16 protein-coding genes and 1 pseudogene are annotated in these 21,427 nt (G+C 51.3%); all 17 read right to left on the bottom strand.

Annotation, left to right across the window (positions count from 1 at the left end):
• Positions 1 to 904: glycosyltransferase (locus PHQ58_RS21500; protein WP_300115505.1), on the bottom strand; the 904-nt coding region annotated here is incomplete at its 3' end.
• A 34-nt stretch (positions 905 to 938) separates the two neighbouring features.
• Positions 939 to 2,849, bottom strand: coding sequence for a glycosyltransferase (locus PHQ58_RS21495; RefSeq protein ID WP_300115502.1), 1,911 nt, complete (start codon positions 2,847 to 2,849; stop codon positions 939 to 941).
• 19 nt (positions 2,850 to 2,868) lie between these two features.
• Complete coding sequence (locus PHQ58_RS21490; RefSeq protein ID WP_300115500.1) at positions 2,869 to 4,074, bottom strand: nucleotide sugar dehydrogenase; 1,206 nt, start codon at positions 4,072 to 4,074, stop codon at positions 2,869 to 2,871.
• A 35-nt stretch (positions 4,075 to 4,109) separates the two neighbouring features.
• Positions 4,110 to 4,595: a hypothetical protein gene (locus PHQ58_RS21485; protein ID WP_300115498.1), complete on the bottom strand. Its 486-nt coding sequence runs from the start codon at positions 4,593 to 4,595 to the stop codon at positions 4,110 to 4,112.
• Between the two features lie 47 nt (positions 4,596 to 4,642).
• The gene (locus PHQ58_RS21480; protein ID WP_300115496.1) at positions 4,643 to 5,983 is read right to left on the bottom strand and encodes a glycosyltransferase; all 1,341 of its coding nucleotides are present in this window, start codon (positions 5,981 to 5,983) and stop codon (positions 4,643 to 4,645) included.
• An 81-nt stretch (positions 5,984 to 6,064) separates the two neighbouring features.
• Positions 6,065 to 7,036 (bottom strand): GDP-L-fucose synthase, encoded by a 972-nt coding sequence (locus PHQ58_RS21475; RefSeq protein ID WP_300115494.1) that lies wholly within the window; start codon positions 7,034 to 7,036, stop codon positions 6,065 to 6,067.
• Positions 7,029 to 8,111, bottom strand: coding sequence for a GDP-mannose 4,6-dehydratase (gene gmd, locus PHQ58_RS21470; RefSeq protein ID WP_300115491.1), 1,083 nt, complete (start codon positions 8,109 to 8,111; stop codon positions 7,029 to 7,031). Before gmd ends, PHQ58_RS21475 begins: the two co-directional genes overlap by 8 nt.
• Positions 8,112 to 8,237: 126 nt before the next feature.
• Positions 8,238 to 9,719 (bottom strand): hypothetical protein, encoded by a 1,482-nt coding sequence (locus tag PHQ58_RS21465; RefSeq protein WP_300115490.1) that lies wholly within the window; start codon positions 9,717 to 9,719, stop codon positions 8,238 to 8,240.
• A 199-nt stretch (positions 9,720 to 9,918) separates the two neighbouring features.
• Positions 9,919 to 10,647: a hypothetical protein gene (locus PHQ58_RS21460; RefSeq protein WP_300115488.1), complete on the bottom strand. Its 729-nt coding sequence runs from the start codon at positions 10,645 to 10,647 to the stop codon at positions 9,919 to 9,921.
• 21 nt (positions 10,648 to 10,668) lie between these two features.
• Positions 10,669 to 10,911: a hypothetical protein gene (locus PHQ58_RS21455; RefSeq protein ID WP_300115486.1), complete on the bottom strand. Its 243-nt coding sequence runs from the start codon at positions 10,909 to 10,911 to the stop codon at positions 10,669 to 10,671.
• A 461-nt stretch (positions 10,912 to 11,372) separates the two neighbouring features.
• Positions 11,373 to 11,903 carry a methyltransferase domain-containing protein gene (locus tag PHQ58_RS21450; protein ID WP_300115483.1) on the bottom strand — a complete coding sequence of 177 codons (531 nt, stop codon included), beginning with the start codon at positions 11,901 to 11,903 and terminating at the stop codon, positions 11,373 to 11,375.
• Between the two features lie 19 nt (positions 11,904 to 11,922).
• On the bottom strand, positions 11,923 to 13,041 hold the full coding sequence (locus tag PHQ58_RS21445) for a nodulation protein NodZ (protein WP_300115481.1): 1,119 nt from the start codon (positions 13,039 to 13,041) through the stop codon (positions 11,923 to 11,925).
• Positions 13,038 to 16,424: a glycosyltransferase gene (locus PHQ58_RS21440; RefSeq protein ID WP_300115479.1), complete on the bottom strand. Its 3,387-nt coding sequence runs from the start codon at positions 16,422 to 16,424 to the stop codon at positions 13,038 to 13,040. Before PHQ58_RS21440 ends, PHQ58_RS21445 begins: the two co-directional genes overlap by 4 nt.
• Before the next feature lie 23 nt (positions 16,425 to 16,447).
• On the bottom strand, positions 16,448 to 17,710 hold the full coding sequence (wecC, locus tag PHQ58_RS21435; protein ID WP_300115476.1) for a UDP-N-acetyl-D-mannosamine dehydrogenase: 1,263 nt from the start codon (positions 17,708 to 17,710) through the stop codon (positions 16,448 to 16,450).
• 32 nt (positions 17,711 to 17,742) lie between these two features.
• A complete protein-coding gene (wecB, locus tag PHQ58_RS21430) occupies positions 17,743 to 18,858 on the bottom strand; it encodes a non-hydrolyzing UDP-N-acetylglucosamine 2-epimerase (RefSeq protein ID WP_300115473.1) in 1,116 nt (371 codons plus the stop codon).
• A 26-nt stretch (positions 18,859 to 18,884) separates the two neighbouring features.
• Entirely contained in the window at positions 18,885 to 20,198 is a 1,314-nt protein-coding gene (locus PHQ58_RS21425; protein ID WP_300115471.1) for a hypothetical protein, read from the bottom strand.
• Between the two features lie 132 nt (positions 20,199 to 20,330).
• A pseudogene (locus tag PHQ58_RS21420) lies at positions 20,331 to 21,427 on the bottom strand (hypothetical protein); the annotation flags it as partial.

The following is a 21,427-nucleotide window of genomic DNA, read 5'->3' as shown; positions in this document are numbered from 1 at the left end:
CAAACCCCTCCCCCTCAGACGGTGCCAACAAACAGGTGCAAGCTGCATAAATCTGATCAAGGTACTCGTCGCTGACATGGCTGGGCCAGTGCAAGCGCCGCCCCAATTCAGGATGCATCCCAAGGCGCTCGACAAACGCCTCCATATGCCAGCCATGCCGCCCAACCACCACCAAGTTGACATTGACACCTTGTTGCCACAGCTGCTCAAACGCCGCCAAGGTCTGAGCATGCCCCTTGCGCGGCTCAATGGTGCCTACCATTAAAAAACTTGGGCACTGGGCCAGCACAGTCAATGTTTGTGCAGCATTCTCAGGCATGCCTTTGCTTGGCACTGAACCAGCCAAATCTGCCCCCAAATGGAACCAACCCAGCTTGAGCGGCCGCAGGCGCTTGGGGTTTTCCAGGTGAAGCCACTGCGCCACCTCATCAGCCACCGAGCGCGACACACACACCACGCCATCAGCGCGCGCCACACGCCCCAGCCAGCGTGCGTGATTTTCCTCGGTGCCTTCAGGGAAATACTGCGGCATCCAGATGGGCAGCAAGTCATGCACCCCAAAAAACACCTTCACACCCAGACTGCGCAAGTCGGCGTAGTAGTCTGCCTGCAACAGCACTACCTCGGGCTGCAGTTCCATGCGCAAAAAAATATCACCAGCCTGTGGATCAATTGGCTCATCCATAACGACATCTGTCGAACCACCTGACTGCCCCAAAAAAGACTGGGTAAATCGCCGCGCATGGTAATAGCCTTCCTCATTGCGACGCGCCAGCACTGGCGCTACCGTGTACCCCTGAGGCGGGTTGGCCAATAACTGCGCTAACAGGCTGCGCACCACCCGCTGGATGCCGGTTTGGTGGTCCAGCTGGGCTAGCTCGGAGATGTCGTAATAAAACTGCATGGGAAAAGGTCAATGAGGTCAAAGCAACTTATTGTCAATCCAGCAACTGCGCCCAGCGGGCTTCATGGCGCTGGAGAAGTGCCTCTGCAATGCGCAGAGACGCTAGTTGCGGTGTGGCCAGACAGGCGGGGTCTATCAGGCCATCAAAGTCTTCAGTCAGTGTGGCAGCACCGGTAGCCAGGCGCTGCCGCCAGACGCGGCTGAGCTCATTTTTCAGCTCGCGCCGCCAGCGCTTGAACAGCCTGCGGCTGTTGCGCTCGTCGTTCAAAGATGTCGGCCCCCGGCTCAGGCTCACATGGTGGCCAATACAGCTCTCAGGCGCCACGTAAATGCGGTGGCCGGCAGCACGCAGCTTGAAGCACAGGTCGACGTCTTCGCCGCCATTCACGTAAGCTGTGTCAAAACCGCCACACGCCTCAAAATCTGCGCGTCGCAACAGCATGCAAGCACCGGTTACGGCGAATACCTGCACGGCCGCTGCCCCGCCCGCTGGCAGTTCGCGCATGTGTTCCAGCTGGCCCAAGGAATTCAGGCACACCCCGGCATGATCCACCGCGCCGTTGTCGATACGCCGCTGCACATTGCCCACCCCCCCTGCGCTGCGCACAGGGTCCAGCAAGATGTCCAGCATGGGCGCCAGCCAGCCTGGCTCAAACAGCAGATCATTGTTCAGCAGTGCCAGCACATCGCCCCGCGCCAAGTGCGCTGCCGCGTTGTTGTTGGCTGCGTAACCCTGATTAACGGCGCTTATCAGCGTCTTGATACGCGGGTTTTGCTGCGTTTGCAACCAGGCAGCGGTGCCATCGGTAGATGCATCGTCTGCCAAGATCACCTCAAAATCCAACCCCGGCGGCAGCGACGCCAGCAGCGACGCCAGCATGGCCTGCGTGTGCTGCAGGTGATTGAACAGCGGCACAATGAAACTGATCGACGGTAAAGGCGCAGCAGCCATTGAGGTTGACGCCAATTCAACCGCCACTTTGGCCGGCGGCAGGCTGGTGGCACCGGCCTTTGTCTGTGCCCACTTCAACTCCCTGCAGCCACTTAAATGCAGGAAAAACTCCAAAGCACGGTGTTGGTACAAATGCCGCTGCAGCACCCGCCCGCGCAGCTCAGACTGCAAAGCCAAACGCGCCGGGGCATCGCTTAAATAACGCTGCAACAGCGTCGCCAGTTCCGCAGGGGTGGTGTAAACGGGCAGCAGACCATCAAACACCTCTTGCGACACCGATGCCGAATTGGAAATGACCAAACACCCGGCGGCAAGGGCATCAAACACCCGGCTATTGGCCGCCCCCCATGTTTTGGTGACATGATTGGCATCGTCTACAACCATGGTGGCCTGGCGATACACACCGGGCATTTGGCTGTAGGGCACAAACCCCCGGTTCAACGCCGCCAATACCGGCACCTGCGCCCAGTTTTTGCCATAAACGGCGCCACGAAAATGCGTTGGCAAAGCAGCCAGTGCGTTAACAACGTCGCGCTCAGCTTGCCAATAGCTGCCAGTAAACACATAGTCCAGCAAAGCCACCTGGGGTCGGTCGACCATGTTAAAGCGCTCTGCATTGGTCGCAATACGCAGCAAGCGCACCCGCTTGCCAATGCGTTGGCTCATGTAGTCAGCAGCGCGCCGGGAAGACGCCATGTGCACGCTGTAATCCGCAATGCAAGGCTGATCGCACCAGCGCTCAAACCAATTGCGCGCCCAGGCCACCGTGATCAACCCCAGCGCTGCATTACGCATCAGCCGAAGGTCAAAATCCTCGACCATCACAATCAAAATATCGACGCCAGCCAAGTCATACCAGGCATTACCCTTGGGCAGGTAATGAATCAGCCAGCCGTACCTTGCCGCCAGAGCGTTGCCCAGTTCGAGTGCCGTAAAGTAGTCGCCCGCGGCAGACTCAGTGCCAACTTCAGTAACTGCAAACGCAATGTTCAAGGGCGCACCAGACATGACTCTAAAAGTCCCCCCCAAACAAATCCCGCGTGTACACCTTGCCCGCCACATCATCCAGCTCTGGTGCACGGCGGTTGGCTACGATCACATTGGATAGCTGCTTGAACTCGGCCAGGTCCGGGATCACGCGGGAGTTGAAAAAACTGGCCTCAGCCAGCATGGGCTCATACACTACCATCTCGATGCCCTTGGCCTTGATGCGCTTCATGATGCCCTGGATGGATGAGTCGCGAAAATTATCGCTGCCAGCTTTCATGATCAGGCGGTAAATACCAACCACCAGGCCCCCTGTGGTCACTGCGCCCTCGCCGCGAGAGTTTTCAAGAAACCTCAAAATATCAGACGCCACAAAGTCTTTGCGCGTGGTGTTGCTTTCCACAATGGCGTGAATCAGGTTTTGCGGCACCGCCGCATAGTTGGCCAGCAACTGTTTGGTGTCTTTTGGCAGGCAGTAGCCGCCATAACCAAAACTGGGGTTGTTGTAATGGCTGCCAATGCGCGGGTCCAGGCACACGCCGTCCACAATCTGGCGTGTGTCCAAGCCATGGGTGGCGGCATAGGTGTCCAGCTCGTTGAAATAGGCCACGCGCATGGCCAGGTAAGTGTTGGCAAACAGCTTGATGGCCTCTGCCTCGGTGCTGTCGGTCAGCAGCATCGGCACATCTTTCTTGATGGCGCCTTGCAGCAGCAAATCGGCAAACACCTGTGCCCGCTCTGAGCGCTCGCCCACCACAATGCGGCTGGGGTGCAGGTTGTCTTGCAGCGCCTTGCCCTCGCGTAAAAACTCAGGCGAAAACATCAGGTTGGCGGTGCCGTATTTGGCGCGCATCTGCTCGGTAAAGCCCACTGGCACCGTGCTTTTAATCACCATCACTGCGCCGGGGTTGTAGGCCAACACATCCTGAATGACAGCTTCTACCGAGCTGGTGTTGAACAGGTTGGTTTCAGTGTCGTAATTGGTGGGTGTGGCAATCACCACAAAGTCTGCCCCGGCGTAAGCGTCTGCCTTGTCCAGCGTAGCGCGAAAGTTCAAAGACTTGTGAATAAGGTAATGCGCTATGTCGGCATCATCAATAGGGCTTTGGCGGGCGTTGAGCTGGGCTACTTTGGTCGGCACAATGTCCAGCGCCACCACCTCGTGGTGTTGAGACAGCAGCACGGCCAATGACAAGCCCACGTAGCCAGTGCCGGCGATGGTTATTTTCATTTTTTGAATCCCTATTGACTGTCCAAACCGGTGATTTAAAGGTACCCCACCGGTACCGCTGTCACACTTTGCGACAGCGGGATGTCGCGCTCTACCATGCAAAGCACCGCGCCTGGCCCAATCGTTTTACCCAACTTGTTTAGCACCGCAAAATGGGACCTGACGTTTTGCGAAGGCGACGCCGTTTTCTTGATCTCTACCGGGTACAAGGTGTCACCAGACTCAATGAGCAGATCCACCTCCAGCTGATCAGAAACCTTCAGCACATCCTGCACATCGCGCTGAATGTAGGTCTGGATGTAAGAGCGGTAAAACAAGTCCCGGGTTTTTGCCCCTTGTTGAACAAGCCGTGGGAACGAACCCAACCAAATTTGCCGAAAAACCATCATCAGCGGCTTGGCCTCTTTGGCCCAGATTTCGAGCAGAGTCGTTTTACCCACCTGCCGCGGGCCAGTAACCAACAAGACAGGAAAGCTGTCACTGATCAGATGAATGGTTTTAGAGAGGGCGCGCGCGAACATAAGCACCGTTTATATTGGAATTTAAATCCATTTGACACGCGTGGCCCCTATTGTTCTTTGGCAAGTTTCATGCAAAGCATCTCGTGATGCGCTGAACCCCGAATCGCCGCTACCATCGGCGTCACATTCTTCTCCCACGTCAGCCCCGCCAACGCCTCACAACGCTGCGGTGCAAAATCACCCGCCGCGAGCAGTTCGCCGAGCTTATTGGCTAACGAGTTCACATCGCCCTTGGCGAAGTAACTGAAATTTGGGCACAGCCCGGCCAGATCGGCAAGCGGCGCCACATCCGACATCAGCACCCGCTTGCCGTGAGCTGCCGCCTCTAGCGGCTTCATCGGCGACACCAGTTCGCACACCGCCAAAGGTCGGCGCGGTAACGCCACCACATCCAGCAGCGCGTAATATGCCTCCGCAAGATCCGGAGCCACCCGGCCGGGCATGAAAACAAATTCGCTAACCCCTAACTGTTCGGCTAGTCGGCGATATTCCACCGTGGTCGAGCAGGTTTCCGATTGCCCAGCCCCAAAACCGCTAGGCTCGCCCGAGCCCACCAGCAGCAGCACCACATCCACCCCGTGTCGGCGCAGTATGGCAAGTGCTTCGATCAAGGTTTCGAGCCCTTCATAAATGTTGAATGAACCCACGTAACCCACCACATAGTGCGCCTGAATACCCACATCGGCACGTGTCAAGTCGACCTTGGGCGACGCCGCCCAACCCGGAAAACCATTCGGCACCAACTCGATCCGCTCAGCCTCTACCCCGCGCCGCACCAACTCATCGCGCATCAGTCGATTGAGCGTAAACACCCGCTCAGCCGCCTTGACCACGGACACCTCACCCGCGACTTCATGCTCATAAGCCACCGAGTTCTCCCAGCCAGGATCACGTGCGGCTTGCGAAATCTCCCAAAACCCGCGCACCTCATACCAAAAGGGCAAACCAGTTTCACGTGCGGCAATAGCCACAGGCAAGGCATTGTGCCAATTCGATGCCGCCATCACCGCGGCCGGTTTGAATACCCGAATCAACTCTGCATACACCGCTACCGCACGCGATAGATAGTCTTCAAGCGAGCCGTCTTGCCGACTGGGCACAGGCGAATGGATATAGCGCACCCCATCAATCACATGGCTGAGCGCAAAACCCTGATCATTGAAACCCACCTTGTCCCAAGGTAAACCTGGACGGGAAGCGGCAATCACCTCTACCCCGGATCGAACTAACGCACGGGCCACCCCGTGGGTGCGCACCGCATAGCCGTTAGAGGAAAAAGGGTAGGAATGATTGACGGCATACAGCAGTCGCTGCCGCATCGGCAGAAAAACCGATCGGCTGGTGGACAGCGATTGCTTCTGATCAAGCCACTGCAACAAATCTTTCATGCGAAAGTTGGCGCTGGCAGGACGGAGAGAAACTCATTTGCCCGCTCATCCTCAAATTAAACGATGTCATTCGCGCCCAGATCACTTTCGGAAAACCTTCTGATTCGCCACAAACCATGCATACGTCTCGCGCAACCCTTCTTCAAGCCCAATACGGGCCTGCCAGCCCAAGGCCTTGAGGCGCGACACATCCATCAGCTTGCGCAGCGTGCCATCTGGCTTGCCGGCATCGAACTCAATCCGGCCGGTAAAACCTGTCACTCGTGCTATCGTCTCGGCCAATTCGCGTATGGTGCAATCCAAGCCTGTACCGACGTTGATATGACTCAGCATCGGCTGTGTATTGGCTTGGTAGGTTTCATCGTCCAGATTCATTACAAACACGCTCGCCGCCGCCATGTCGTCCACATGGAGAAACTCACGCATTGGAGTCCCGCTGCCCCAGATTGTCACTACATTTGCATCCGCTTCTATCGCCTCATAAAAGCGCCGCATCAATGCTGGTATCACATGGCTATTATCCGGGTGAAAGTTATCTTCCGGGCCATATAAGTTAGTCGGCATCACACTGCGGTAATCGCGCCCGTATTGCCGGTTATAGCTCTCGCACAACTTAATGCCAGCAATCTTGGCAACTGCGTAGGGCTCGTTGGTCGGCTCCAGCACACCAGTGAGTAAAGCATCCTCGCGCATCGGCTGCGGCGCCGCCCGTGGATAGATGCATGAAGAACCCAAAAACAGCAACTTCTTCACCCCGGCCAAGTGCGCGCTGTGGATGATGTTGCACTCCATCATTAGGTTCTCGTAAATGAACTCGGCCGGATAGGTGTTGTTCGCATGAATGCCGCCCACCTTGGCTGCAGCCAGATACACCTGATTTACATCCTCGGTTTCGAAAAACTTCCGCACGGCAGACTGGTTGGTCAAATCAAGCTCGCCGTGCGTACGGGTGATGATCACGGCATCACCCTTGACCTCCAACTGCCGCACGATTGCCGAACCGACCATGCCGCGATGGCCGGCAACGTAAATTCGGTTCTTGGCATTACTCATGGTAATCCATCGCCTTGTAGCCGTGCCGCTTCACAAGCTCATCCCGTTCTGCCGCCTTCAAATCCTCACGCACCATCTCTGTCACCAGTTCGGCAAAAGAAGTCTTTGGCGCCCAGCCGAGTTTTTCCTTGGCTTTGAGAGGGTCACCCAATAAGGTTTCCACCTCTGTTGGACGAAAGTAACGAGGATCGACCGCCACAATGCACTTGCCGGCTGCGTCATAGCCTTTTTCATCAACGCCTTGGCCTTCCCAGCGAATCTCAATCCCCAGTTCCATCGCCGCGGCATCCACAAAATCCCGCACCGAGTACTGCACCCCGGTCGCAATGACGAAATCTTCGGGCTTTTCCTGCTGCAGCATTAACCACTGCATTTCAACATAGTCCCGGGCATGGCCCCAGTCACGTTTGGCTTCCAGATTACCAAGATACAGGCAATCCTGCAGACCAAGTTTGATGCGTGCAAGAGCTCGTGTCACCTTTCGAGTGACGAAAGTCTCTCCACGAACAGGTGACTCATGGTTAAATAAAATACCATTGCAGGCATATATGCCGTACGCCTCTCGGTAATTCACTACGATCCAATAAGCGTACAGCTTCGCTACTGCATAGGGGCTTCGCGGGTAGAAGGGTGTGGTTTCCTTTTGTGGAATCTCCTGAACCAAGCCATAAAGTTCAGAGGTGGATGCCTGATAAAAGCGAGTCTTTTTTTCCAACCCGAGAATGCGTATTGCCTCTAATACCCGAAGTACACCAAGTGCATCCGAATTCGCAGTGTATTCCGGTTCCTCAAATGACACCGCCACATGACTCTGTGCCGCAAGATTGTAGATTTCGTCCGGCTGGATCTGCTGGATGATACGGATAAGGCTAGAAGAATCTGTCATATCTCCGTGGTGAAGAACAAATCGACGATTCTTGACCTCCGGGCCTTCGATAAGATGATCTATCCTGTCAGTGTTAAATAGCGAGGTGCGGCGCTTGAGGCCGTGCACTTCGTAGCCCTTTCTGAGCAAAAATTCTGCGAGATAAGAGCCGTCTTGACCAGTAATGCCAGTAATAAAAACTTTTTTCATATTTTTTAAAAATTAAATTGCAGATATTTCTCGCTGCACGGAGTGATACGAAGAGATTTTGCAAAAACTAATCTAGCATTGCATGACCCATAATCACATTATAAAAATGTAATGCTGAGTGTAAAGCTAATTTTTTCCAAAAAGGTTAACATATAAATCCTTTCTAGTCCTCAAAAGTGTTACAAAATGCCTAATAGATGACATGGGAGATGGTATGTAGTGACAAGCTTTAGATAGTATCGCTAAGTCACAAAAGAAATCTATAATTGTTTCACACTTAGTTAAACCGTAATCGCGTAACTGATTATCTGTTAAGCAATGAAAATTAGGATATCCAAGTTCTTTAGATGGAATTAATCTTGAATAGTTTAATATATTGATTTTAGGATATCTATCTCTAACCACATCCAATGAAGAGTAATCATCGGTCGCCCAATAAATTTGATCAACTCCATCATTTACATAACGATCAACCTCGCAAAGAATTGCATCTATCGAAGACTCGTAATCAGTATTTCTGAAATGTACCGCAACATATCGTTTTGGCATATTATTTAGCACCTTCGATATGCTGCGTTTGATAAACTTTTTCAGGGTTAGGCATTTAAGCGTCATTTCTAATTTTTCCGTGACTGAATATCTGAATCTATGATCAAATCCAGAAATCATGGAATAACCTTGCGCACTGCTTGGCTTGAATAATAATTCAGCGTGATCTGCATTATCGTTTAAATTATAGTAAACATTTCCATCGGAATGGCGGGTTGGCTTTGTAAAGGGCAATACCGAAGGCAAGGAAAGTGATGACTTAAGTTTTTGAAGATGTCTTTCATAACTATATTTATCAATCAATAAATCACTTGCGCTATCAAATATTTGATAGAATTTGAGTTGTAAATGCTGATCGACTTCAGTTATCGGTAGACACTTCGATTTAGTTAAATGTGAGTATATAAGTGCTGCGCCTAAACAGGAAAGCATATGAGTCATGCCGCCGGAAGCGAGAAAGGCATTCACTCTTAGATTTGATTTATTTGTATCTGAGTTTGAAATAATATTGTTAATGAAAGAATACTTATCAATTTTTTCACTTATCCATTTTGGAGTAGTCTCACACATAGACGAGCATATATGCAAGCATTCAGATGCTTTTTTTATATCGTGTAATGCTTCGAAACACCGGAATTCTGCAAAATAAGCTCTATAATCGTTTGGTGCGATTTTTTTTATTTTTTTGGCGTAATCGAGTGCGGAATTGTATTCGCCTAAACGAATGTGGATTTCATGAATATTGAGAAGCGATCTCAAATTATCGCCAAAGAGATCAATTGTTTTCGTTGCTATATTTTTGGCTTCTTCTAAAAAATTTATCTCAATAAGACAAAGTGTATATAAATGAGCAATGCCAATATCTTCCGGCATTTTATTATATAAATGTTCGGCAATTATTATCTGCAGATCACGGCGCCCATTTTTTTTGGCTAAATTATGTAACTCAACAAGATCTGATCTATCTAAATCCATATTAATAAGGCGATCTAAGATTGATTCGCGGCTCTCGCCATTAACAATCGCACCTTCTATACGGTTGTATTCGACATTTTTCAATGTATCGTCTCCTTTTTTACGAAATACAAAATATAAACTAAATCGCAAGAATAAGTATTTTAAGTTTGCTGCATAATTGACTCAATTAAAGATCAGCAACAACATCAATATCAATACTAAATGAATTATATTTGGTTGTAGTCATAATAATTGATACTTAAACTGATGCCTACTAAATCCACCCTTAACAAAACCTCTTTTAATTGAAGGCGAGCCGATGCTCGCTTGAAATGTCGATCCATGTGGTAATGGTCGGTTCGATCGAATTGCATCGTTTGTTCTTGGTTTCGCGGGTGGGAGTGATGCCACGCCTTTGTCCTGCACGCCGAATGCGCACCCCGTCGATTACAACGTCCTGGTATCCCTTGTCCAAGATCGCTGTGGCGGGCAGTCGTTCCGAGCAGGTGAGAATGTCCACCTGCTCCAGTGTCAATGCCAGTTTGTGGCCATCGTAGGTGTTGGAGCGCATGCCTACGGCCAGTCTTTCCTTCAGCGTGGTGTCAATGCTGACATTCATAGCGAATTCGTACGTTGGTACCCTAATTTTTACTTGGGTAATGCATTCCGCCTCAGGGGCATCCAATTGGTAAAGCTTGGTTTTGTCCTTGATGCGTTGGTTCATGATACGCCCGGCCCGTTGCATCAGATCTTGAACCTCGGGTTGTGCTGACTCGGGTAGCAACTGCAATTGGCGTGCCACCTCACGATGGACCTCGCCGAGGCTAGTGCACAGCGTCCGCACCGCCTTTCGCATGCGGTTAAACAGCTTTGCCTGTGCGTAGCGCCTAATCTTCTTAGCCAGTCGGGACTTTACTCGGATGTAATTCGGGCGCAAACGCAGCCCATTGTCCTCGATGACCTTGACCAAATTTTGGCGGGTCTTGTCCAGCAGACGGCTGTCGGTCGGATGGATAGTGGCTTTTGGCATTACGGCGGTGACCACAAACACCTACTGGGTGCTCAATTTCTTGATGACATCGTCACGCCGGGCCACCTCGATGTTGGCCGTCAGCAGTGTCTCAAGGCCATTTTCGTCCGCACGCGTACTGCAGCACGTTATGCTCGACGCGTCGGTGGAGATACCTCTCTGCAAGTATGTTTCACCGCGGAAGAACTGCCAATATGAACTTTCCACCCGGCAGTCCACCACTGCTTCGTTGGAGGCATGCAAGGTGTGCTGCAGGTAAAGCATTCCCGTCACCCAGCGAGTACCAACGCGATACGCGCGCGTACCGAGGCGAACGACCGCGTAAAAGTTCCCTCAATTTCATCCCAGTCAATCAGCACGGCAAATGCGCCCAGCGGAGGCCGCATGTTGACCCCCTTTTTCAAGCGTGAACGAAGCAACTCTGCAGTATTCGGTTGCGAAGGTTTGGGACACATTGGATTCCCAGTGTGAATCAACAAGAAGCGGGCCTAGCAGGCTGATGAAATACTCACAGAGCACCTAAAAAATGCCGAATTGAGAGTGCCTCATCCATTGACTGCTCGAAAATCCGCTTGCGGGACTTTCGAGCAGTCAATGTGCCTGGTATCCGATAGGCATACTGGTATTTCAACAGCCTGCTAGACGAGAACATACCTTAAAAATTCAAGAGCGATCGAGTAAAAATAGTAAGCACTTTCAACAGTTCACGACTTTTTCAGGGCTACCTACTTCACAGCCTCTATATTGAGACTAACGAGAAGACCGTTCTCTTTATCCATATGAGGATAATATGCCTGGGAATAGTCGTCTATATTAGCGTGCTCTGTTTCTCGCCAATTATATCTGTTAACCTTAGTGAAACCAACACTCATGAGCTCTTTTGCAAGATAATTAAAGTCAAAAACATTATAATGTATGTTGTATAAGTAATCTTGCCGTCCGAACAAAGGGCCAACTACTGGATCTATGCTGCCAGCTAGTCTATATATTTCACATATCGCCGCAAAATCTGGAACACTTATACGCAAGATACCGTCAGGCTTGAGAACTCGCCTCCATTCAGCAAGAACTTTAACGACTTCGCGTCTTTTAAAGTGCTCAAGGACATGGCAGTTGTAAATAACATCGCATGAATCATCAGCGATAAAACTTAAATTATCTATTGAGCAGACATGATCAACATGAGGATAGTCAACCGCGTCAATATGAACATAGCCAGGTATATAACGCTTTCCGCATCCGAGATGTAATTTCATTTTAATAATCCATATAAAATTAATATAAACGAATTTCCTGAATTGATTTCGCTATTTTGATAATATAGTCAATATTATCGCTGATGTGTACAGGGCCTAATTTTTTTTCTTGTAAATACACAAAGTTTAAACCCTCTTCATTTTTAATATAAATGCCGTCAAGTGAAACGTTTATAGATTCAAACAAGCTTCTAAATTTTGTGCTCTTAATGGGAGCTAAATCCTTACTGGGCTTAAACGATCTTAAAGTATTAACATACCAAAACCCCTTTTCCTTAGGAAAATTGCCTGCAAGATGATTCGCAGCGTAAGAAAAAAAACTTTTTGTGCCAACAAAATAATCACATTTTGAAAGACTCCATATGTCTGTAATTGCCTCCTGTCCAGATAATAGGCGCTCCTCAAGAGTATTGTAATAGTGCATGCCACCAACACCCACCGGTAGATATTTTTTTTTCGTGCTAACTATCCTTGCTCCATACCTCTGCTGAAATTCATGTAGTGCTGCAAAACAATCGGTGCTTACGAATACCAATGCTTCAGGACGACTTAGTAAAATATAGTCAATTGTCCTGTAATACCATTTGATATCAGGATAAGCAACAGTAGGTTCACCATTCCCATGCCTAAAGTGTACCCCGATTGTGGGGTGCCCATTCCAACTATCATGGATTTCTTCGATAGATGCTTGAATATTTTTATTTGGTATAATTTTATTATACGAATCGCATATTTCTTGCTGATGTTCTTTTTTGTAAAAACAGCTACTCTCTCTTGATAAAATCACTAAATATGGTTTTATATTTTCAATGGAGTTAAAATCCAAATCATCTCTACTTACTTTTGTTAAAGGGTGCTCTTTGGTGTATGGGCTAGGTTCAAATACATAAGGCCTCCAATAATCAGGAATTATTTTCGATACGTCTTTCAAATCACACAAATTTGCCCTTAAAACAGATGGGCTCAAGTTAAAAAGATTGTCGAAAACATTTTCGGTTTCTACTCTGTTTGAAAAGCTACCTCTCCAATCTACAACAACAGCCAAATTATTTCGACTTGCAAGATTTATTGCCTCCGCAAGTACTGCCAAATCTCCGCCCCATCCATAATAAGACTTCACAAGCACGTAACCATTCATGATATTTTCTGTAATTCATTAAAATAAATTGTATCCAGTTCTTTTTTAATAATCAGTGGGGCGCTGGCTTGACGGCGAACTTTGTGAGCAGCCCCGCTCGATAATTTTTGGAAAATATCAATATTATTTACTATAACATCGATTGAATTTGCCAAGCCCAGAAAATCTTCTGCATTAGATAATGCACCGCTTGATTCATCAACAAATTCCGGAATTGCTGCTACGGCACTTGTTACAGGCACCAATCCCGAGGCCATTGCTTCATCTCGTGAGACACCGTGACTATCCCATCTTGTAGGACATAGGAATACACCGTATTCTTTGTGTAGTTCCGCTATTTCCTCTCGAAGCAAGAAACGTTTTTCGATGATAACGTTTGAAAACTTTCGAAGTGGTTCAAGGACTGAATCAAAGAGCTTTCCATCACCAATTAATCTAAATTCAAGATCTTTGAAGTATGGCTTATTAGATAAATGTAGGATAGCCTTTACAGTTAAATCATTAGCATATTGCCTTGAAGCATAAGGCCGGATAGATAAAATTTTCTTACGCTGTTCTGGCGGTTTCGGCTGATATCTGAAAAGATTAGTATCAATTGGATTATGAATTATGGTGTAAGTGGCCTCCGGTAAGCGGAAGCCTAAATCTTCCATGACCTCCTCGGCAAAGTAGCGTGACACAAACACAAGTTGTAAGTTCGGCGGGACTGGATGCAGCACTTCACGCCAAAATCCCATTCGTGAATTGCTTTGAACGCGTGCCGCCTGCCGTTCTTGCTCCGACTCATAGTTGAAATCTCGCCTGTACCAAGGCTGAATTTCCGCTCCGTGTATCCATGCAACAACCTTCAAGCGTTCTCGATAGCACTGGAGTACTTGCCACATGGCCGGGTCAAGAAAGTGCACCAGCACCGTCTTGTACCGGCCAGTGATCAGCAGCCGGTGCAAAGTCGCCTGCGAACCGGTGATGCAATCGACATCTTGAAATTCATGGAAAGAAACAGCTTGATCTTTTCTGAAGCGAAAAACATCGACCTTAACGCCCCGCTCGGCATAGGCTTTCACGCGTGTATGCACAAACCCATAGCGGTATAGATCGTCGTATGAAGGATATTGATTGGTCAGCAGCAGATGCTCACCCTTGCCAATGACCCGAGCCGGTTCAAGCAGACGATGCCCCCATAGCAACGATTTGAGAGTAGTCGTGCCGTTTCCCATGATACGCCATCCAAAGCGTACATAGGCCGTCCCTTCTGGAACGTTTGTCGTGTGATTACGGTTTGCCGTATTTATGGTGTGAGAAAGTTTTTGCTTTTTAATATCTAGAAAAACAAAAACATACTGCACGTTCAGGCCCGGCGTTGCGTCAAGATGGGTTGACAGCATGAGGGTTCCAGGCAAAGTGGTCAGAGGTAGCTCATCAGGTGCATACAAATACTCATGCTTACCGTCCGGCAAGGTGCTTTGAATTTGGAGACCGTCCCCAACCAGCTTGAAGTTAATCTGGTCACGGGTAACTTTGACCAGTTCTGCCAATCGCGTCCCCGACCAGCGTGGTATGCCCGTGTCACGCGTTTCGGCAGGCGCGATATTTTCGGCCAGCTCAATGATATGCCCGCAAGCCACGCCCGTATCCAAGGCTAGGTCATCTACCCGCAATGTAAGCGCATTTCGATCGAACGCCTGACCATTGCGGGCATAGTTGAAGGGATCGATGGACATGCCTGGCAATACCCAACACGCATTGGCAAGATCACGTAGCCAGTCCGGATGCTCCCACTGTTCTTTGGATAGGGCTGCAATCCGAACTGCGCTAGAACGTTTTTCCAGGGTTTGGACAGGACAATAGGCGTGATCTGAATCAACCAACTTCAGGGTGTCGTCTGCATACCCATAGTGAGCCCGCTTGCCAACCAGGTCGGTTCCGCTGTAATTTGTGGCAATGGCCAGATCGAGCAGGTAGTTGGGGCCATAGTAATCGTCGGGCACCATGGCTGCCAACCAATGCCCCGATTGGCTCATCGCGGCCACTTTCACGCTGGCCTGCTGAACCGAGCTGATAAAGGTGATGTTCTCCTCACGTGCCATATCGCGGTGATCAGTCCGATCATCAGTCGCGATGAGTAACAGCTGTTTATTTGAGTGGCTCTGCCGTTTGAAGTTTTCAATCAAGAATCGATAGGAATCAAATGACTCTATCATTGCCACCACCAGCATAGGAGGTAAGGTGGTGTCGATTCGGCGGTGCAACGCCTTGCTCAAAACATAGGCGAGGCGATGTTGGTACGTATGCTCCAGCATAACCTTGCGTAAAGCCGCCAAGCGCAGTTTATGTTCGTTTTCCGCGCTCAGGCGTGTCAAACGATTTACTATCTCTGAACCGCTATCAGTGGAAATCACCAAATCACCAAACATGAGCCGAAGACCACGGGAGAAATTGCTGATCGTGACTGTATTTGAGGCTAGCAATTCATAAACCCGACGCGCAAACATGGATTGAGATTGCTTGATTGAATTCAGATTGATTGCGTAGCGGTAGCCTTTGTATGCTTTGTCGATTTCGTTGAATGGCAGCGTGCCGACAATATACGGCCGAAATTCATCTGGAAAAATGTAATCTTTATAAACAACTTCATCCTTGCCGTGATTACGGTCGAAGATTTCCAGCGGTTTGAATTTTGGTAATTCAGCAACATAGTTTTCAAGATCACGAGTTCGTTCAGGATAACGAACATAGTAGGCACCGGCAAAACAGAACGCATCCTTGCGCTCATACAATTCAATGGGATTGTGCGTTTTGGGTTGACAGGCAAACGGCAGCAAATAGACACGCCCATGGCCCAGCGCGGCCTTGTAGCGGGCAATGCATTCGATATCGGTGGTGAATACGTAGTCGAACTGTTGCGCAGTAGTCAGGAAAGTTTCGAAATGGACAGGATCTTCCTTGTTCCAGAACACCGTCGGAACATGACGACTCCGACACCATTTCAAGACCGACATTAGATCGCTGCTGAGCGTGCTGATTTTCCGGTTCCATAACTCATCTTTTCCACGCCATGCGGATTCAATGAAAAGCATATGAGGTTTAAATGCTTCGAGCTCAGTAATAGCATAATCCGGCGTCAGCTGCATCAAGTCGCATTCTGGCTGATAGCTGTGAAAGGTGAACTCATCCATGACGCAAGCGATCTTGATCGCTTTGAGAGGCATATGAGCACCATTTTCTCCAGCCTTCTTTCGCAACCTTGAATTTGCAAGCTTAATGTTTGCTTCAAAATTTGCTTTACCTAAAAGGTCAGCAAGCTGGTTATATAAACTTAATGCTGTGACATAGTCTTCCCGTTGAAATGCTTCAAACGCATTACGAACTGACATATTTTTCATCTTCTCTCTCTTTTTTCAGCACTTTAGGCCAATAACCCCACGGCATCAACTGACCTCGTATGCTGTTTGATTTTCACAACGGCTTCGACAAACGAACGATGCTTGACAAGAACACACACCACATCTGCAACCGCCAAGGCTTCAGTCATCGTGATTAGAGCCAGGTTAGCTGGGAGCAGCTTTTGCGGCAGGCTCTCAATATTCGGTTCTACCACTAGTACCTTACAGCCGAGATGCGCAATTTTTTCGGTGATTTCTACAGCTGGGCTTTCCCTTAAATCATCAATGTCGGGTTTAAAAGCAAGGCCCAGGCAGGCAACTTTGACTTCGGCCATGGTATAGCCTGGGTTGGCGGCCAGCACATCGGTGATGGCGGCTTTGATCTTGTCCAGCACCCATTCGGGTTTGTGGTCGTTGACTGCGCGGGCCATGCGGATGATGCGCGCTTGCTCCGGGGTTTTGTCCACAATGAACCAGGGGTCCACCGCAATGCAGTGGCCGCCTACGCCAGCGCCAGGCTGCAAGATGTTGACACGCGGGTGGCGGTTGGCCAGGGCGATGAGCTCCCACACATTGATGTCGAGTTGGTCGCAGATCATCGATAGCTCGTTGGCGAAGGCAATGTTGACGTCGCGGAAGCTGTTTTCGGTCAGCTTGCACATTTCTGCTGTTCGGGCGTTGGTCACAATGCAATCGCCAGCCACAAAGATTTTGTACAGCGCCACGGCCATGGTGCTGGCCTTGGCTGTCATGCCGCCAATGACGCGGTCGTTGGACACCAGCTCGTGCACCACTTTGCCGGGCAGCACGCGCTCTGGGCAGTAGGCTATCTGCACATCAGCCTCTTCACCGGCTTGCTGCGGGAAGCTCAAATCTGGCCGTGCGGCTGCCAACCAGGCGGCCAGTTGTTCGGTGGCGCCTACCGGCGAGGTAGATTCAAGCACCACCAGATTGCCTTTTTGCAGCACAGGCGCTATCGATTTGGCTGCAGATTCAATGTAGCTCAGGTCTGGCTTGTGGCCGTCACAAAACGGGGTGGGCACGGCGATCAAAAAAGCCTCGGCCGGCTCTGGCTTTTGGGTGGCGCGTAGATAGCCTTGCTCTACAACGGCTTGCACCAAAATGTCCAGCTCGGGCTCTATGATGTGGATCTTGCCTTGGTTGATGGTGTCAACGGCGTATTTGGACACGTCCACGCCAATGACTTTGATTTTGCGCGAGGCAAACAGGGTGGCGGTAGGCAGCCCGATGTAGCCCAGGCCGATCATGCTGATGGTGTTGAACATTTATTGTGTTTCCCTTTTGATTAAACAGTCGATTACATGGATTTCAGAATGCTCGCAATACGGCTCGCTGCCTTGCCATCCCCATACGGGTTGTGTGCACGCGTCATGGCATAAAAAGCTTCAGCGTCGTCCAGCAGGCGGGTGGTTTCGCTGATGATGCGCCCTGCGTTGGTGCCTACCAGTTTGACGGTGCCGGCGTCGACCGCCTCTGGCCGCTCGGTGGTGTCGCGCATCACCAGCACGGGTTTGCCAAGCGATGGGGCTTCTTCTTGCACACCGCCAGAGTCGGTGATGAGCAGGTGGGCGCTGTCCATCAGGTAGACAAAGGGCAGGTAGTCTTGTGGCTCCAGCAGGGTCACGCCGGACTCGTTGGCCAGGATGCGGCGCACAGGCTCTTGTACCTGGGGGTTGAGGTGCACCGGGTAGACCACTTGCACGTCGCCACGGCGGGCGATGGTGGCCAGGGCTTGGCAAATGTTTTCAAACCCGTCACCAAAGTTTTCACGGCGATGTCCAGTGACCAGAATCATGCGTTTGGTGCGGTCAATAAAGTTGAAGCGGCGGCTGAATTGGTTGCGCAGTGCTTGGTCAGTGCGCACACGTTCAACCACGTCCAGCAAAGCGTCGATGACGGTGTTGCCAGTGACGTGGATGCTGCTGTCTGCCGTGCCTTCGGCAAGCAGGTTGGAGCGAGCCTTGGCGGTGGGGGCAAAATGAATGTCGGTAGTGGCGCCGGTGAGGCGGCGGTTCATTTCTTCGGGCCACGGGGCGTATTTGTTGCCGGTGCGCAGGCCAGCCTCTACGTGCCCTACTTTGATTTTGGCGTAATACGCCGACAGGCTGGCTCCCAGGGTGGTGGTGGTGTCGCCATGCACCAGGACAATGTCTGGTTGCCATTGTTTGTACACATCACGCATGCCTAGCAGCACGTTGCTGGTGATGTCGCTCAGGTCTTGGCCTGGCTTCATGAGGTTGAGGTCAAAGTCGGGTTTGAGCTGGAAGAGGTCAAGCACTTGATCGAGCATTTGGCGGTGCTGGGCGGTGACGCAGACTTTTGACTCAAATGCCGGGTCGGCCGCCAGGGCTTTGACGACAGGGGCCATTTTGATGGCCTCGGGGCGGGTTCCGAAAATGGTTAATACTTTCACGAAGCTCCCTTTTTGATGTCAAATTTCTAGTTCTGAAAAGCTTGGGTTCTGATCAGGCAGGCATCTTTTGCAAGCTTGATTTCGGTGGTGGTGTGTTTGATCTGGCTGGCGGTTAATTCGGCTTGCCACAGGGCGGCAATTTCTTTTTCGTCGTCGCGGATGTAGTCGTCCAGCAAAAAGTCGATCTGTGCACCGATAAAGGCTGCCAGCACCGTCGGAGCCGCGGGGTAGCGGGCATGTGGGCCGGTAGCTGCGGGCGGGCCGTCTACCAGCACCAGCACGCGCAGGCCTTTGGGTGGGTGCTTGTCAGCCAGCGCCGCCAAGGCTGCTTGACAGGTGTAATAAGGGTAGGTGTTGCCGTTAGGTGCGGTGTAGGGTTGCAGTGGGGCCAGCTCCAGTTGCACAGCATTGGCCAGACCCGCCTGGGTGAGTTGGGCCAGGGTTTGCTGGTAATACCGCTCCAGATGATCAAACGACAGCAGGGCCACAGGGGGCTTTGGCTGGCGTCGTTCAGTCATTTTGGCCAGTGTTTTTGCAACGATGACAGTAGAGAGTCCGCTGCCAAATTCGATGATGACATCGTAGTCGTTGGTTTCTAGCAATTGAATCAGGTAGATCGCAAAGTCCGGGCTGATGGGCCAGGTGTGCCGCTCTGTGTTGATGTTGGGCAGTTCGCCTGTGGCAAAGTAGCCTTGCAGGCCGACGGCGGCTTCGATTTGCCTGGCGGCATTGGAGACTTCTTTCTTGAGGCTGCTGTCGAGAAACTGGCGCACGCGGATGAGTTCGTCGGCTTGCTTTTTGAGTTGTGCGTCCAGGTGCGCCTTTTGCTTGGCCAGGGCTTCAGCCATTTCTTCGAAGCCTTTGCTGAGGGACGGCAATTGCAGCGTGTTAGATGCTGGTAGGTCCGTTAACGCCGCTCGGGAGAAGGTGGCGTTGTTGGCCAGGCCCAATTGGGTGAGCTGGTGGCCAACTCTGGCTTGGGTGAGCAGTTGCATATCGCTGCCAGCCGCACCGGTGTGCATGGCGGCTTGAAAGTGGCGAATGGCGCGGTTTTCCTGGCCGTTGATGGCGGCGGCGCAGCCAAGAGTGTTGTAAACCCCAGAGATCAGCACTTGGCTGATCAGCTTTTTGCTGCAGCCCCAGTCAATGGCGAGGCGGGTGTGTTGGCGGGCCTCTGCGACATTGCCTTGGGCTTGATGACCAGCGGCGCACAGCAGGGCGAGCTTGGCGCGGTCGGGGTGGTGTTGCAGGGTGTCGCGGTCTAGCTTGGTGAGACTTTGCCAGTCGCCAAACTGCCATTGGGCGCGGCTGCGTTCGAGCAGGTTTTCGTCATAGGGCACCAGGTGTTGCTCAGAGACAGCATGATATTGGCTTCTACCCCTTGCCAATTCAGGGCTCGGAGCTATGTTTTTTATGGCAAAAATTGGCTGGAATTGCCGCTTTTTTAGCCACTTTCTGACTTTTGGCATGGCTTACAACCCGGGTTCACGCAGAAGCAGGTCTTTGATCAGGTCGATCTGGGCTTCAGCTTTGATGAGTTCCTCTTGCAGCATGTTCTGGCGGTTGACCAGCGCCAGGTTGTCGGCTTCGAGTTGCTGAAGGCGTTGTTGTTTGGTTTCGGCCGTTTTTTGCTGTGTGGTCAGTGCAGTTTGGCGCTCTGTGGCCAGTTTGGCTTGCTCGTCGCGGGCCGTCGTGAGCGTGGCTTTGTCTTTGGCCTCAGCATCGCGCTGCGCCAGGGCTTCGGCCTTGGCTTTGGCTTCGGCAGCAAGTTGGGTGCTTATTTGGTCTCTAGCCCGCGTGAGCTCTGCGGTATCAGCTATCAGTTTTGACTTTTCCTGCGCCAGACTGTCGTGCTGGGCTTGCAGGGCGGTGAGCGCGGTTTGGCGCTCTGCGGCAAGTTTGGCTTGCTCGTCTCGGGCCGCCGTGAGCGTGGCTTTGTCTTTGGCCAAGGCATCGCGTTGGGCTTGGGCTTCCGTTTTGGCTTTGGCCTCAGCATCGCGCTGCGCCAGGGCTTCGGCCTTGGCTTTGGCTTCGGTAGCAAGTTGGGTGCTTATTTGGTCTCTAGCCCGCGTGAGCTCTGCGGTATCAGCTATCAGTTTTGACTTTTCCTGCGCCAGACTGTCGTGCTGGGCTTGCAGGGCGGTGAGTGCGGTTTGGCGCTCTGTGGCCAGTTTGGCTTGCTCGTCGCGGGCCGCCGTGAGCGTGGCTTTGTCTTTGGCCAAGGCATCGCGTTGGGCTTGGGCTTCCGTTTTGGCTTTGGCCTCAGCATCGCGCTGCGCCAGGGCTTCGGCCTTGGCTTTGGCTTCGGCAGCAAGTTGGGTGCTTATTTGGTCTCTGGCCCTTGTGAGCTCTGCGGTATCAGCTATCAGTTTTGACTTTTCCTGCGCCAGACTGTCGTGCTGGGCTTGCAGGGCGGTGAGCGCGGTTTGGCGCTCTGTGGCCAGTTTGGCTTGCTCGTCTCGGGCCGCCGTGAGCGTGGCTTTGTCTTTGGCCAAGGCATCGCGTTGGGCTTGGGCTTCCGTTTTGGCTTTGGCCTCAGCATCGCGCTGCGCCAGGGCTTCGGCCTTGG

It is taken from the genome of Rhodoferax sp. (genome assembly GCF_028688795.1).
Taxonomy (GTDB): Bacteria; Pseudomonadota; Gammaproteobacteria; order Burkholderiales; family Burkholderiaceae_C; genus Rhodoferax.
This window is presented reverse-complemented; position numbering and strand designations above follow the sequence as displayed.

Excerpts from the sequence above, each read along its gene's own strand:
- PHQ58_RS21455 (WP_300115486.1), bottom strand. The coding sequence starts at position 10,911 with ATGCTTTACCTGCAGCACACCTTGCATGCCTCCAACGAAGCAGTGGTG.
- PHQ58_RS21445 (WP_300115481.1), bottom strand. The coding sequence starts at position 13,041 with ATGAATGGTTACGTGCTTGTGAAGTCTTATTATGGATGGGGCGGAGAT.
- PHQ58_RS21485 (WP_300115498.1), bottom strand. The coding sequence starts at position 4,595 with ATGTTCGCGCGCGCCCTCTCTAAAACCATTCATCTGATCAGTGACAGC.
- PHQ58_RS21450 (WP_300115483.1), bottom strand. The coding sequence starts at position 11,903 with ATGAAATTACATCTCGGATGCGGAAAGCGTTATATACCTGGCTATGTT.
- PHQ58_RS21490 (WP_300115500.1), bottom strand. The coding sequence starts at position 4,074 with ATGAAAATAACCATCGCCGGCACTGGCTACGTGGGCTTGTCATTGGCC.
- wecC (WP_300115476.1), bottom strand. The coding sequence starts at position 17,710 with ATGTTCAACACCATCAGCATGATCGGCCTGGGCTACATCGGGCTGCCT.
- PHQ58_RS21460 (WP_300115488.1), bottom strand. The coding sequence starts at position 10,647 with ATGCCAAAAGCCACTATCCATCCGACCGACAGCCGTCTGCTGGACAAG.
- PHQ58_RS21440 (WP_300115479.1), bottom strand. The coding sequence starts at position 16,424 with ATGAAAAATATGTCAGTTCGTAATGCGTTTGAAGCATTTCAACGGGAA.
- gmd (WP_300115491.1), bottom strand. The coding sequence starts at position 8,111 with ATGAAAAAAGTTTTTATTACTGGCATTACTGGTCAAGACGGCTCTTAT.
- PHQ58_RS21480 (WP_300115496.1), bottom strand. The coding sequence starts at position 5,983 with ATGAAAGATTTGTTGCAGTGGCTTGATCAGAAGCAATCGCTGTCCACC.
- PHQ58_RS21475 (WP_300115494.1), bottom strand. The coding sequence starts at position 7,036 with ATGAGTAATGCCAAGAACCGAATTTACGTTGCCGGCCATCGCGGCATG.